Genomic DNA, 13,569 nt, shown 5'->3' on the forward strand with positions numbered 1-13,569 from the left:
TGTAACAAAACCCAAGATAGAACACCTAAAAATCGTAAAAAATAGTGCAGGCTATTGAAATCTTAGATCACTTAATTAATATCCGTAACCAGTTACGCACATTAAGAGAAGCAGTATGGAGCAGTTTGGCGTTTTATCCTTAGGCAGTCGTTTAAAACGACTTAGCGACTACCTATACAATGAAGTTCAATCGGTTTACTTAAACGAGTCCTTAGCGATCTCATCAACCTACTTTCCCATTTTGAGGTTACTTCAATATCAAGGAGGGCTATCAGTCGTAGAAATCTCTGACCAGCTAGGGCTCTCCCATCCTGCTGTTAGCAAACAGGTAACAAAGATGCTCAAGGACGAATTACTCATCAAACAAACTGATTCAAAAGATCAACGCCGCTCGGTACTACACTTGTCTGAGTTTTGCATTAATCAAATGGCTCAGGTGGAACCCGTACTCAAGGTAATCGGGCAGGAGCTTGAATATTATTTGGACACCACAAGCGGTAAGTTTTTGGAGCAACTTAGTCAGCTTGAACAATCGTTACTCCAAGCACCGTATGCCCTGCGGGTGTTGTTACGCTTACACCCCCATGAAGTTCAAGTAACGCCACTCGATATGAGCTTGTTAGAGTCTTTTCAATCAATCAATATGCGGTGGCTGAAAGAGTATTTCCCAACGGATATCTATGAGCAAGACATCGACGTTCTGTCTGATCCTTTTACTCACGTAATTCATGATGGTGGAGCTGTTTATTGCGCCATATTCAAATCTCGGTGCATTGGCACCTATTTACTGAAGCCCATTCAGAACAATGAAGTAGAGCTTTGCAAACTTGCTGTTGCTCCTGATTTCCAACGCCTTCGAATAGGTAAGAAGCTGGTTCAACACGCTATTGATCAAGCAAAAAACATGGGCGCCACCAAGATAACCTTGGAGTCTCACACATCATTAAAAGCTGCCATGTCGCTGTATCAAAAATTTGGTTTTAAACCTTACGAAACACCACCACTGTTCAGTGTTCCGCGAGCCAACATAAAATTATATCTACCTCTGTCTGACGGGGAGAAAATTCATTATGAATAGAGTTCTTGAAAACGGCCGCCGCGGAGCACTTGCATCCTTACCCATGATTATCGGTGGTGCACCATTTGGACTTCTATTTGGGTCTCTAGCCTCAGCAAATGACTTGAGTATTGGCTTCGCTATCGCCATGTCGAGTATTGTTTTTGCGGGTTCAGCTCAATTCGTCGCAATCGGTCTAATTGCGGCCGATGCGCCACTATGGATCATAGTAACCACAACGTTCGTCGTTAATCTTCGTCACATACTATATGCCGCTGATTTCGTTAGATTCGTCAAACATTTACCTCTCCCCCTAAGAACCATTATGGCATTTGGCTTAACCGATGAAACATATGCTGCCGTTCGACCTATGTACGATAGAGGAGTGGTATCCCTATCAAACGGACACCAAGTTTATCTAGGTTCCTTTTTAGCTTTCTATACTATGTGGAACATAACAACGATTATCGGAGCACTCGCGGGCGAATATATTCCTGGAATTAGTGAGTGGGGATTGGAGTTCGCAATGGTTGCAACCTTTATCGGAATTGTGACGCCTTATTTGAAATCTACGCCTTACTGGGGGGCATTTGCCGTTGCGCTGATGGCATCGGTCGTGTTTCGCGACTTACCTAACAATACTGGGTTAATAGCCGCAACGGTATTAGCCGTTATAACTGGCATAATTTTAGAGCGACATACCAGAACGGAACATGCATATGCCTAATACATATTTCACCCTAATTATCATCGGTATGTTTGTCGTTACCTTTGGTATTCGCTTTGTGCTTTTCGCCTCTGCTCATAAGGCAGTGATGCCAAAATGGTTAGAAAGTGGACTCAAATATGTGCCTGTATCCGTGTTGACTGCCATTATAGCCCCTATGTCTGTCACAGATGACTCCGGCCTTAACCTAGCCATATCCAACCCTTGGTTTGTGGGAGCCCTTACTGCTTTTCTAGTTGGTTTGATTTTTAAGCATCAACTACTAACGATATGCGTAGGGGTTGCAACTTTTTTCATCACAAAGCTCCTAACAGGGAACTAGAAAACTTTTTTGCAGCGTACCCATCGCATATTAAAATCAGATATACTTGGACGCTAATTTTTCTAACCGTTACACGAACACCAATCGGGATTCACACATAACATGTCAGAAGCGTCAAAAACTGGGAACTTCATTACCCAAATCATTGATAAAGATAACGAAACTGGCAAGCACGGCGGCAAGGTGCTGACGCGCTTTCCGCCAGAGCCAAATGGTTATCTTCACATAGGTCACGCCAAATCGATTTGTCTTAACTTTGGCATTGCAGAGCGTTACCAGGGCCAATGTAACCTTCGCTTTGATGACACCAACCCTGAAAAAGAAAGTGTTGAATATATCGAGTCGATTAAGCGTGATGTTGAATGGCTCGGCTTTGAATGGGCCGGTGAACCGAAATTTGCATCAGATTACTTCGATAAGCTATACGACTTTGCATGCAACTTGATTCGAGAAGGCAAAGCCTACGTTTGTGAGCTTGATGGTGAGCAAATGCGTGAGTATCGAGGCACATTAAAAGAGCCAGGTAAAAACAGCCCGTTTCGTGATCGCACACCAGAGGAGAACCTTGCACTATTTGAAGAAATGCGTGCAGGAAAATATGCCGACGGTGAAAAAGTATTGCGCGCAAAAATTGACATGGCTAGCCCTAATATTAATTTGCGTGATCCTATCATTTATCGTATCCGCCATATTCATCACCACCAAACTGGTGATAAGTGGTGTGTGTACCCAATGTATGATTTTACTCATTCACTATCAGATGCAATTGAGGGTATTACGCACTCAATCTGTACTTTGGAGTTCCAAGACCATCGTCCACTTTATGATTGGACAGTTGACGCAGCGCACACCTTCCATCCACAACAGATAGAGTTCGCTCGCCTAAACCTAAACTACACGGTTACGAGTAAACGCAAGCTTAAGCAGCTCGTTGATGAGAAGCATGTTGATAGTTGGGACGACCCTCGCATGCCAACCATTTCCGGTATGCGTCGCCGTGGTTTCACACCAGCGTCTATTCGCAATTTCTGTGAGCGCATTGGCGTCACTAAATCTGACAGTGTGGTTGACTTTGGTATGCTTGAGCATGCCATTCGCGAAGACTTAGATGCAAATGCTAATCGTGCGATGGCAGTTTTAAATCCAATCAAAGTAACGCTGACAAACTACCCTGAAGACAAAGACGAAATTTTCACCGTCGCAAATCACCCCAAGAATGAAGCAGCCGGAACACGAGAAGTTCCTTTTAGCAAGCATCTGTTTATCGATGCAGCGGACTTCGAAGAGATCCCACCACGCAAATGGAAACGCCTAAGTCTTGGTAATGCAGTGCGTCTTCGCGGTGGGTACGTGATTACCTGTGATGAAGCGATCAAAGATGCCGATGGCAATGTTGTTGAGTTACTCTGCCGTTATGACAGCGAGACATTAGGGGTCAACCCTGAAGGTTACAAGCCAAAAGGCGTTATTCATTGGGTGAGCGCTAAGCATGCGGTTGATGCCAAGGTGCGCTTATACGACCGCTTATTCAACGAAGAGGCGCCGGACGCAAGGCATGTAGACAAAACATTTCTAGATTTTATTAATCCAGAATCCATCAAAATTGCGGAAAACGCGAAGTTGGAGTCATCTCTCGCTAACGCTAAACCAGGTGTCGGTTTTCAGTTTGAGCGCGAAGGCTATTTTTGCCGTGACTTAAAAGAAGAAGGGATGGTCTTCAATCGCACGGTAACACTGCGCGACTCTTGGGCGAAACTCGAAGCAAAAGGTTAACTCTGGACATGTTGAAAATATTCAATACGCTGAGCGGTAAGAAAGAAGAATTTACGCCAATCGAAGCAGGTAAAGTAAAAATGTATGTGTGTGGTATCACGGTCTATGATTACTGCCACATCGGCCACGCCCGAGCGATGATCTCGTTTGACATCATCACTCGATTTTTACGCCACATCGGTTACGACTTAAATTTTGTGCGTAATATTACCGATGTGGACGACAAAATCATCAAGCGGGCAGAAGAGAATGGAGAGACCACAACAGCCCTCACTGAACGCATGATCGCTGCGATGCATGAAGATGAAATAGCGCTTGGCAATAAACTGCCTGACTTAGAGCCAAAAGCCACCGAGTTCATGCAACAGATCATTGATATGATTCAAGTGTTAGTAGATAAAGGTTTTGCGTATCAAGGAACCACTGGCGATGTTTATTATCGCGCTAGTAAATTCTCTGAATATGGCAAACTCAATAATCGCAAGCTCGAGGAGATGCTGGCAGGCGCCCGTATAGAAGTTGAAGCTGCCAAAGAGCATGCGGCAGACTTTGTACTTTGGAAGCCTGCAAAAGAGGGGGAGGTATCATGGGATTCACCTTGGGGGAAAGGTCGCCCAGGATGGCATATTGAATGTTCTGCCATGTCAACTCATTGCCTAGGTAATCATTTTGATATCCACGGTGGTGGTCCCGACTTAAAATTCCCGCATCACGAAAATGAAATTGCTCAATCAGAAGCTGCTACCAGTGAACAATACGTCAACTACTGGATGCACTGTGGAGCCGTGCGTGTTAACAATGAGAAAATGTCCAAGTCACTCGGTAATTTTTTCACAATTCGCGAGGTGCTTGAGCAGTTCAACCCTGAAGTTGTGCGCTATTTAATGGTATCTAGCCAATATCGCAGCAGTATCGATTATTCTGATTCAAGCTTAAAAGACGCTAAAACCGCCCTTGAGCGCTTATACACGGCTTTGCGTGGCCAGGAGATTGCTTCTAGCTTTACTGCGACAGAGTTCACAACCCGTTTTGAAGACGCCATGCGTGATGATTTCAATACACCTGTTGCACTGTCGGTAATGTTTGAATTAGTTCGAGAGCTTAATAAAGCACGAGCTGAAAACAATGTAGTCGCGCCAGAAATGGCAGCTGAATTGAAATCACTTGCTGAAGTATTAGGGCTACTTTACCAAGATCCCGAATACTTTATGCAAAACAGCACCGTTAGTGGTGGCTTATCTGCTGAAGATATTGAGGATTATATTGCTGAACGAGCGCAGGCACGCCAAGACAAGAACTTTGCACGCAGTGATGAGATCCGAGATTTACTATCTGAACAAGGTATCACATTGCTAGATAGTCGAGAAGGTACTACATGGACCCGCGACTGACGTGATCAGCTCTATACCAATCCATTAAAAAGGGAGACACCATGTCTCCCTTTTTAATAAGGCATTAAGACTTATGAACTCGCACTGCCAAAACATCACAAGGCGCGCCATGTAGTACGCCATTAGCAGTCGATCCTAATAATAATGCCAAGCCATGGCGACCATGACTACCGACAACGATTAAATCAGAGCTGTTTTCTTCCGCGATACGATGAATTTCGCTTTCGATGCCGCCCTGAGTAATGATGGTGTCTTGCACTGGAATATCCAACTGATCAACCAGTACCGACATGCGTTCTTTAGCAGTCGTTTCAAGTTGCTCTTGTATATCAGTAATATCAATTGGAACATCGCCACCATAGGCGTAATTTAACGACTCAATGACATGAATAACAGTTAAACTGCCACCAAATGATTTACAAAGTGCAGCCGCTTTATTCGCGACTTGAATACTGTAATCAGTTAAATCAACTGCTAAAACAATATGTTGGTAGGGCATGGGATACCTCCACTTCTTGGATTCCATTACTTTATATTAATACATCAAGAGTAAAACAATGACAGCGCTAATTGTAGTATTTATTACCCTTTCCTTGATGGGATCGGCTTTATGGATCATGCCTTCCCGCCGAGAGCGTGACAAAATGGCTTTACGGATGCAAGCGCGAAGCCACGGTATCACTGTCCAACTTAAATCGATAGACCTACCTGATAGATGGGATAAAGTTACGACTAGACAGAGTGTCTGCGCTTACCATAAATTTCACGCGAAACCTCTAAAAGACTTTGCAGACTTTAAACTGTTACCGTATGAAGTTTGGAAACACGCAAACATATGCTCTGGTTGGTATGCTAACGCGGAAACGGCAATCGCTCCCGAAACGCTAGAACTTTTAGAAAAAAACCAAGGCATCATTAATGGGATTGAAGTGACACCCAATGGTGTGAGTTTATATTGGCAAGAAAAAGGAACTATAGAAACCGTTGATGACCTTAACGACCTCATAGAGGCTCTTTTGGAACACCGTTAGGGTCATCTAATCCTTCGACGTCGGGTAGTTCTTCGAGATTCAACATCAGATCCGCTAGTGCTTCTTCTGGATTTTCAGCATCCTGAATTGCCATGAGTTGCGGCGCAAGAATTTCCTGCATGCGTGAATCAACATATTTTTCCAACGTCTTCTTTTCAGGGCGATCTATGTTGTTTGACTTTAAATGAGAGTGAATGACTCCGTATAAAGTTTGTGCAACTCTCATATCGCCAGCATGAAAATTTTTATTAGCTTGAACGAGCTGACGGTTGAGCTGAATCCACAGATTAAGCCATCTTAGGTAGGTATAACAGAGCTTATAGTGCGTATTACTAATGCGCCCTTTACGACGCAGGTACAGCAACATTTTTGCAGCTTTGGTAAGCCGTTCTTTATACTTTGTTTTTTCGTGAAAACTTAATTCAGCCGGTTCCACGTCAAGCTCTGCAAGCTCACGTTCACGCTCTTCTTCCGCTTTAGCGATACGCAACTCAACTTTTTCAGGGTCATCAGTATACGACAGCAACTCGCGCAAGTTTTCCAGGTAAAAATCGTAAAAAACGTCGCTTACGATCGTGTCAGTATGCACATCACTGAGACCAATAATGTGCTGCTCCATCCGATCCGCACGGTTCTGAAGTTGAAGATACTTAAAGCGTCGTTCTTTTATTTCTTTTTCTTTCTGATGAGCACGTGAACCGATCACAACAGAAACAAGTACGATTATGAAAAGAATGACTATAGTTAATATTTGAAGCGTGGCCATGATTGTCCTTTGTAAATGATTTCAGTATGTTAAAGGGCAAATGTGGAAGTCGGCAATAGGAATGTTGATAATCTCCTAAGGGATTACTTGTCATATATAGGCGCTTTGCTTAATATCTGCGCCCCATACAGCACTCTAAACTCTTTGCTCGTCAAACTTTTTGTATTAAGGCTCAAACAACCAAATGGCTAAATCTCTGGTAATCGTGGAATCGCCCGCTAAGGCGAAAACAATTAACAAATATCTCGGCAACGACTATGTGGTTAAGTCGAGTGTTGGTCATATCCGAGATCTTCCTACTGGGACTACATCAACTTCTACACCCAAAGAGCGCGCGCAGCAAGCAGCTTTAACTCGTAAGATGAGCCCTGAAGAAAAGGCCATCTATAAACGTACCAAGGCTCGTAAGCAGTTAATCAATCGCATGGGAGTCGACCCAGAGAACAATTGGGCCGCGCATTACGAGATTTTACCTGGCAAAGAGAAAGTCGTTGAAGAGTTACGTCGACTCGCAAAAAATGCTGACACTATCTATCTCGCAACCGATTTGGATAGAGAAGGGGAGGCCATTGCTTGGCATTTGCGCGAGGCAATCGGAGGCGATGATTCCCGCTACAAGCGTGTTGTGTTTAATGAAATCACCAAAAATGCGATCAAATCAGCCTTTGAAACACCTTCTGAACTTGATTTAAACCGTGTTAATGCCCAGCAAGCCCGCCGCTTCTTGGATAGAGTGGTTGGCTTTATGGTTTCTCCGTTGCTATGGGCAAAAGTTGCAAGAGGCTTATCTGCTGGCCGAGTTCAATCGGTCGCAGTACGTCTAATCGTCGAGCGAGAAAAAGAAATTCGAGCATTCATACCAGATGAGTTCTGGGAATTAGATGCCAATCTTGCCACAAAAGATAAGACAGAAATTAAATTTGCTACGGTAAAGTACAACGGCAACGAATACCGTCCATCGTCTCAGTCCGAGTCCGATGAGCACGTTAAGCGAATTGAGGCGGGTCCTTTTGAAGTAACCAGTCGGGAAGATAAGCCAACTCGCTCTAAGCCATCAGCGCCTTTTATTACATCTACTTTGCAACAGGCAGCTAGTACTCGATTGAGTTTTGGCGTCAAGAAAACAATGATGTTAGCACAGCGCCTTTACGAGGCAGGCTACATCACCTATATGCGTACCGACTCGACCAACCTTAGCTCAGAAGCAGTCGAAGCAGCGAGAGAGTTTATACAAACACGATATGGCGATGCTTATCTCCCTAAAGAGGCCATTCGATACTCAAGCAAGGAAGGTGCACAGGAAGCTCACGAGGCGATTCGTCCCTCTGATGTAACTGTGACCCAAGATACGCTTCAAGGCATGGACAAAGACGCTCACCGCCTTTACGACCTTATTCGAAATCAGTTCCTCGCGTGTCAAATGACCCCAGCAGAATATACATCAACGACAGTTGTTGTTATGGCGGGTGATTATGAACTGCGTGCAAAGGGCCGTATTTTGCGATTTGATGGTTACACTCGTGTCATCAACCCCGTAGGCAAAAAAGCCGAAGACACTATTCTTCCAGACATTCAAAAAGGTGATACCTTGGCCCTCAAGGAATTATTACCTGAACAGCATTTTACTAAACCGCCTGCACGTTATAGTGAGGCCAGTTTGGTAAAAGAGCTTGAAAAACGCGGTATCGGCCGCCCATCTACCTATGCATCGATCATATCTACCATCCAAGATCGTGGTTATGTGCGCGTTGAGAATCGCCGCTTTTATGCAGAGAAAATGGGAGACATTGTAACTGATCGCTTAGTACAAAATTTCAGTGGGTTAATGAACTACAGTTTTACCGCCGAAATGGAAGAAGAGCTGGATGATATAGCTGAAGGTGAACGCGATTGGATCAAAACCCTAAACGAGTTCTACACCAGCTTTAGTGAAACGCTTAATAAGGCTGAAGCGGAAGACGGTGGCATGGCTCCAAATGAGCCAACACCAACCGATATTGAATGCCCAAAATGCGGCCGACCAATGCAAATACGCACAGCGAGCACTGGGGTATTTTTATCCTGTTCTGGTTACGCTCTGCCACCGAAAGAACGCTGCAAAGCCACGATCAATCTCGTAAGCGGTGACGAAGTCGTAGCGGTCGACGATGACGAAGGCGAATCCAAAGCACTAATTAATAAACGTCGATGCAGTATCTGCTCATCAGCGATGGATAGTTATTTGGTTGATGAAACACGCAAACTACACGTTTGCGGTAACAACCCATCTTGCCCTGGATATGAAGTCGAACATGGTACATTCAAACTCAAGGGGTATGATGGCCCTGTCATCGAATGTGATAAATGTGGTTCAGAAATGCAGCTTAAAACAGGCCGCTTTGGTAAGTATTTTGGCTGTACCAACGAGGATTGCAAAAACACGCGTAAGCTACTAAAGAATGGTGAAGTTGCGCCACCGAAAATGGACCCAGTTCCAATGCCTGACTTGGCTTGTCAAAAGGTCGAAGATCATTACGTGTTACGTGACGGTGCAACAGGGCTATTCCTAGCAGCAAGCCAATTCCCTCGTAAGCGAGAAACAAGGCCGCCACTTGTAAAAGAGCTAAAACCCTATATGGATCAGATTGATCCGAAATACCACTATTTTGATACTGCTCCGTTGCAAGACGAAGAAGGAAACCCGACTGTCATTCGATATAGCCGTAAAACGAAAGAGCAATATATTATGACAGAAGTTGAAGGGAAACCTACTGGATGGAAAGCATTCTACGTGAATGGAAGGTGGGATATTCAGCAAGGGAAAAAGAAATGAGCAATTCAAGCTTAGCTAGCTCCACAAATCAGCGACTTGATGCTGCCCGCCGTATGCTGGCACAAAGCCAACATGCGGATGAAGACTGGCTTACTCCAAGCTTCGAAACTTCATCCATATTTCAGCTCCGCAGTGCTTTGAATGGATTGCTGCAAGAAGTAAAGTCAATGTACCAGCTCGCAGCTGATATTGACGTTACCTCATTGCTGGAGGAAGGAAATACAAAGGGCATTACCGTTCCTGTTTTGAAAGAGTTAGATTTGTTGCAAGCCGATAAAAATTCCTGGTTGTCGCAATTGAATTTAGCCTATGACATAGCATTTGAGTGTAGACCCAACAAAGCCGCAGGCGCTGTTGGTATTTCTAGTAATCTAATTGTTACAGGCTCTGATTCTGGCACGTCAACAAAATACATCCTCAACTCCTTAGTGGAGATTGTGCTGCGCTTTCGTGAAGACGCAGCAGAATATTAATCATGAAAGACACTTACTTAGAAATAGTCGAACTAGACAATGGAGACATTGTTCTCCGACCAGCAGGGGAAGAAGAGGAAGAACAAAAACCTCTGGCAACCCTAAAAATATCAGACGATACAAAAGAGTTTTTGAAAGACCGTTACTTTGAGCTCGCAAAATGCATGTTTCATGCGGGTATCGATTATGTCTACTCTGAAGACTTTGAGTCATCAGATGGATTCGATGCACATGACGAAGAATTTATGCCAAGAATTTTGCATTAACAAAAAGCCTAGTGGCATCATTCAACGCCACTAGGCTTTTTGTTATTCGAGTTTTGTATTAGATGCCTCGACGTATCACACCAACAGACAAACCTTCGATTGCAAATTCTTCGCTTTCTAGGTCTACGACAATATCGTTAAACTCTTCATTTTCGGGGATTAAGCGTACAACACTGCCTTTTTTCTGAAAGCGTTTTACGGTCACTTCGTCGCCAATACGTGCCACAACAATTTGTCCGTTTCTGACGGTTGTAGTTTTATGAACGGCAAGTAAGTCACCATCATAAATGCCAACATCCTTCATGCTCATTCCATTAACGGACAACAGGTAGTCGGCTTTGGGTGAAAACATTTCAGAGGGCACATTGATACGAGAATCAATGTTTTCTTGGGCAAGGATAGGGTAACCTGCTGCCACTTGACCGATAATAGGTAATGTACCGTCTTCGTCATTAGCGCTTTCGGGCTCTTGGTCAACTAAGCGGATGCCACGTGATGCTCCTGAGAGCATCTCTATTGCACCTTTTTTACTGAGTGCTTTTAGATGTTCCTCAGCAGCGTTGGGTGACTTAAAACCCAATCGAGCGGCAATTTCAGCACGGGTAGGTGGAAAACCAGTCTCGCTGATGAATTCACGTATTGTATTTAAGACATCAGATTGTCTTTTTGTTAATTTAATCATATGGCTATCTGTTTGTTTATACAGTTACTGGTATTATATACAGCTAACCTTCTATAGCTCAACTAAATAAATGCTTTCAGACACTATTAAAAATCAAATACAACAAGCCTACCGTGCCTACCTTGAAGCTAAAGGGCACAAAGCTCGTGTAGGTCAGCGCCACATGATAGCGACCATCGCCCGCACGCTCGGTAGCATCAAACAAGGCAGCGAAGGTGAGCGCTTAGGTGAAAAGCACATTGCCGTGGTCGAGGCTGGGACAGGTACGGGCAAGACGCTGTCCTATTGCCTATCGACGATCCCTATTGTTAAAGATAAAGGCTTAAAGCTCATTATTTCGACTGCAACTGTCGCTCTTCAAGAACAAATTTTGCATAAAGAATTGCCGAATCTTTTAGAGCACACTGACTATAGCTTTCGATACACGTTAGCAAAAGGCCGTGGGCGTTATCTTTGTCTTAATAACTTAGAGAGTTTTCTTGGTGCTGAAGAGCAATCCACGGAAGACATGTTCGCAGGTCTGTTTGAGCAGCATTTGACAGCAGATGATGTGAATACTGCTTTGTATCAGGAAATGGATGACAAATTACGCGACGGCGAATGGGACGGAGACAAAGACAACTGGGAAGGCATCGTTCGCGAACATGATTGGCGCCGTTTAACAACTGATCATCAGCAGTGTACTAACCGCAATTGCGCAAACTTTTCAGCTTGCCCATTTTTTAAGGCGCGCGCCGAGCTCGAAGTGGCCGATGTTATCGTTGCGAACCATGATCTTGTCTTAGCCGATCTCTCTTTAGGGGGCGGAGCTATTTTATCTGATCCAAAAGAGACCATTTACGTTTTCGATGAGGGTCACCATCTTCCAGATAAAGCGATTGGGCACTTTCGACACGAAGTTCGGTTACAGCAAAGCATTAGTTGGCTTAAACAGCTGGATAAAAACCTCATAAATCTCCGGCAAGAACTCACCGACGACGTCAGCTTGTCAGGGCAAATTTTGCTTAAGATTCCTCAGCAAATTCAAAGCACAATTAACTTTATTCAATATGTACAGCAAGGGATCTCTCCGTTCATTCAAGGGCTGGGCCTAGACGAGGAAACTCGACAGCATCGCTTTGAATTTGGCGTTATCCCTGATGAATTACGTCAACTTGCTTATAGCTTAACGATGTCCTATCAGAAGTTATTTAAGCAAATCGAAACCATTCAAGATGAGTGCAAAAAAGTAAAACAAAATGAGGGGATGGGAATAACAGAGGACACAGCAGAAAGCTGGCTTCCTATTCTAGGCGTGATATTAGGCCGCTTAGAGGCGAGTGTTGAGCTGTGGAAACTTTACTCTACGATAGACGATCAAAACTACCCACCGAACGCTAGATGGCTAATATTGGTCGGACAAGGGCTCGAACAAGACATTGAACTGGGTGGCTCACCCATTTTGGCGTCCCACACATTGCGCATGCAGTTATGGGACAAATGTTTTGGTGCGGTCGTGACGTCCGCCACTCTCACAGCACTCAATGAGTTCCATCGTTTCAATATGCGCTCTGGTGTCCCCAAAGAAAGTGAATATCTGCGTGTGCTAAGTCCATTTGACTTTGCTAACAAAGGCTCGCTTATCATTCCAAATATGAGTACCGAACCCAACCAAGCAGAGGCGCACACTAAAGAGCTTATTCAATACTTCAACGATAACATTGATACAAAATTAGGCTCCTTGGTGCTGTTCTCTTCTCGCCGCCAAATGGAAGATGTCGCCGCTGGACTAAAAGACTCACTGAAAGATATTCTCCTAATACAAGGGGAACAGTCTAAACGCATTATCTTAGATGCTCACAAAGATGCGATCGATTCTGATAAAGGCAGTCTATTGTTTGGCTTGGCAAGTTTCGCTGAGGGCGTTGATTTACCTGGAAAGTATCTCACTAGAGTCTACATTGCCAAGATCCCGTTCTCTGTCCCTGATGATCCTGTTGAAGCCACGCTCGCGGAATGGATTCAACGCCGTGGAGGGAACCCATTTATGGAGATCACCATTCCCGATGCATCACTTAAGCTTGTTCAAGCAACCGGTCGACTTTTGCGCAGTGAAACGGACGAGGGCGAAATCCACATCTTAGATAAACGGTTGCGTACAAAACGCTATGGTGGGCAGCTGATTACAAGTTTGCCGCCTTACAAACAGATTTCCTAAGTTAAAGATGAAAAAATCTAGTGGTTTAGGTACACTCGGACGCACATTAATACTCACTCAATGAAAAGAGAC

Annotated in this window: 13 protein-coding genes; 10 read left to right on the forward strand and 3 right to left on the reverse strand. The window is 44.2% G+C overall.

Annotation, left to right across the window (positions count from 1 at the left end):
- Nucleotides 1-115: 115 nt before the first annotated feature.
- From DN730_RS02955 to cysS, 5 genes are all read left to right on the forward strand, one after another.
- A complete protein-coding gene (locus DN730_RS02955; RefSeq protein ID WP_115466602.1) occupies nt 116-1,078 on the forward strand; it encodes a bifunctional helix-turn-helix transcriptional regulator/GNAT family N-acetyltransferase in 963 nt (320 codons plus the stop codon).
- Nucleotides 1,071-1,784 (forward strand): AzlC family ABC transporter permease, encoded by a 714-nt coding sequence (locus DN730_RS02960; RefSeq protein ID WP_115466603.1) that lies wholly within the window; start codon nt 1,071-1,073, stop codon nt 1,782-1,784. The genes DN730_RS02955 and DN730_RS02960 overlap by 8 nt, the downstream gene beginning before the upstream one ends.
- Complete coding sequence (locus tag DN730_RS02965) at nt 1,777-2,106, forward strand: AzlD domain-containing protein (protein ID WP_115466604.1); 330 nt, start codon at nt 1,777-1,779, stop codon at nt 2,104-2,106. Before DN730_RS02960 ends, DN730_RS02965 begins: the two co-directional genes overlap by 8 nt.
- A 102-nt stretch (nt 2,107-2,208) precedes the next feature.
- Entirely contained in the window at nt 2,209-3,879 is a 1,671-nt protein-coding gene (locus DN730_RS02970; RefSeq protein ID WP_115466605.1) for a glutamine--tRNA ligase/YqeY domain fusion protein, read from the forward strand.
- 8 nt (nt 3,880-3,887) lie between these two features.
- Nucleotides 3,888-5,270: a cysteine--tRNA ligase gene (cysS, locus tag DN730_RS02975; protein WP_115466606.1), complete on the forward strand. Its 1,383-nt coding sequence runs from the start codon at nt 3,888-3,890 to the stop codon at nt 5,268-5,270.
- Between the two features lie 64 nt (nt 5,271-5,334).
- On the opposite strand, the gene DN730_RS02980 is transcribed toward cysS, so the two are convergent.
- Nucleotides 5,335-5,769, reverse strand: coding sequence for a universal stress protein (locus DN730_RS02980; RefSeq protein WP_115466607.1), 435 nt, complete (start codon nt 5,767-5,769; stop codon nt 5,335-5,337).
- A 58-nt stretch (nt 5,770-5,827) separates the two neighbouring features.
- Between DN730_RS02980 and DN730_RS02985 the strand changes: the two genes are divergently transcribed.
- Complete coding sequence (locus DN730_RS02985; protein WP_115466608.1) at nt 5,828-6,301, forward strand: hypothetical protein; 474 nt, start codon at nt 5,828-5,830, stop codon at nt 6,299-6,301.
- Here DN730_RS02985 and DN730_RS02990 read toward each other — a convergent pair.
- Nucleotides 6,273-7,067 carry a DNA topoisomerase I gene (locus DN730_RS02990; protein ID WP_115466609.1) on the reverse strand — a complete coding sequence of 265 codons (795 nt, stop codon included), beginning with the start codon at nt 7,065-7,067 and terminating at the stop codon, nt 6,273-6,275. The genes DN730_RS02985 and DN730_RS02990 overlap by 29 nt on opposite strands.
- Before the next feature lie 184 nt (nt 7,068-7,251).
- On the opposite strand from DN730_RS02990, the gene topA reads away from it, so the two are divergent.
- The 3 genes from topA to DN730_RS03005 are packed head-to-tail and all read left to right on the forward strand — an operon-like array spanning nt 7,252 to nt 10,618.
- The gene (gene topA / locus DN730_RS02995) at nt 7,252-9,879 is read left to right on the forward strand and encodes a type I DNA topoisomerase (RefSeq protein WP_115466610.1); all 2,628 of its coding nucleotides are present in this window, start codon (nt 7,252-7,254) and stop codon (nt 9,877-9,879) included.
- Nucleotides 9,876-10,352 (forward strand): DUF6586 family protein, encoded by a 477-nt coding sequence (locus DN730_RS03000; RefSeq protein ID WP_115466611.1) that lies wholly within the window; start codon nt 9,876-9,878, stop codon nt 10,350-10,352. Before topA ends, DN730_RS03000 begins: the two co-directional genes overlap by 4 nt.
- Nucleotides 10,353-10,354: 2 nt before the next feature.
- Complete coding sequence (locus DN730_RS03005; protein ID WP_115466612.1) at nt 10,355-10,618, forward strand: hypothetical protein; 264 nt, start codon at nt 10,355-10,357, stop codon at nt 10,616-10,618.
- Nucleotides 10,619-10,676: 58 nt separating this feature from the next.
- On the opposite strand, the gene lexA is transcribed toward DN730_RS03005, so the two are convergent.
- On the reverse strand, nt 10,677-11,300 hold the full coding sequence (lexA, locus tag DN730_RS03010; protein ID WP_115466613.1) for a transcriptional repressor LexA: 624 nt from the start codon (nt 11,298-11,300) through the stop codon (nt 10,677-10,679).
- Between the two features lie 70 nt (nt 11,301-11,370).
- On the opposite strand from lexA, the gene dinG reads away from it, so the two are divergent.
- A complete protein-coding gene (gene dinG, locus DN730_RS03015) occupies nt 11,371-13,497 on the forward strand; it encodes an ATP-dependent DNA helicase DinG (RefSeq protein ID WP_115466614.1) in 2,127 nt (708 codons plus the stop codon).
- The last annotated feature ends 72 nt before the right edge of the window (nt 13,498-13,569 follow it).

This window comes from Marinomonas piezotolerans (assembly GCF_003362755.1).
Taxonomy (GTDB): Bacteria; Pseudomonadota; Gammaproteobacteria; order Pseudomonadales; family Marinomonadaceae; genus Marinomonas; species Marinomonas piezotolerans.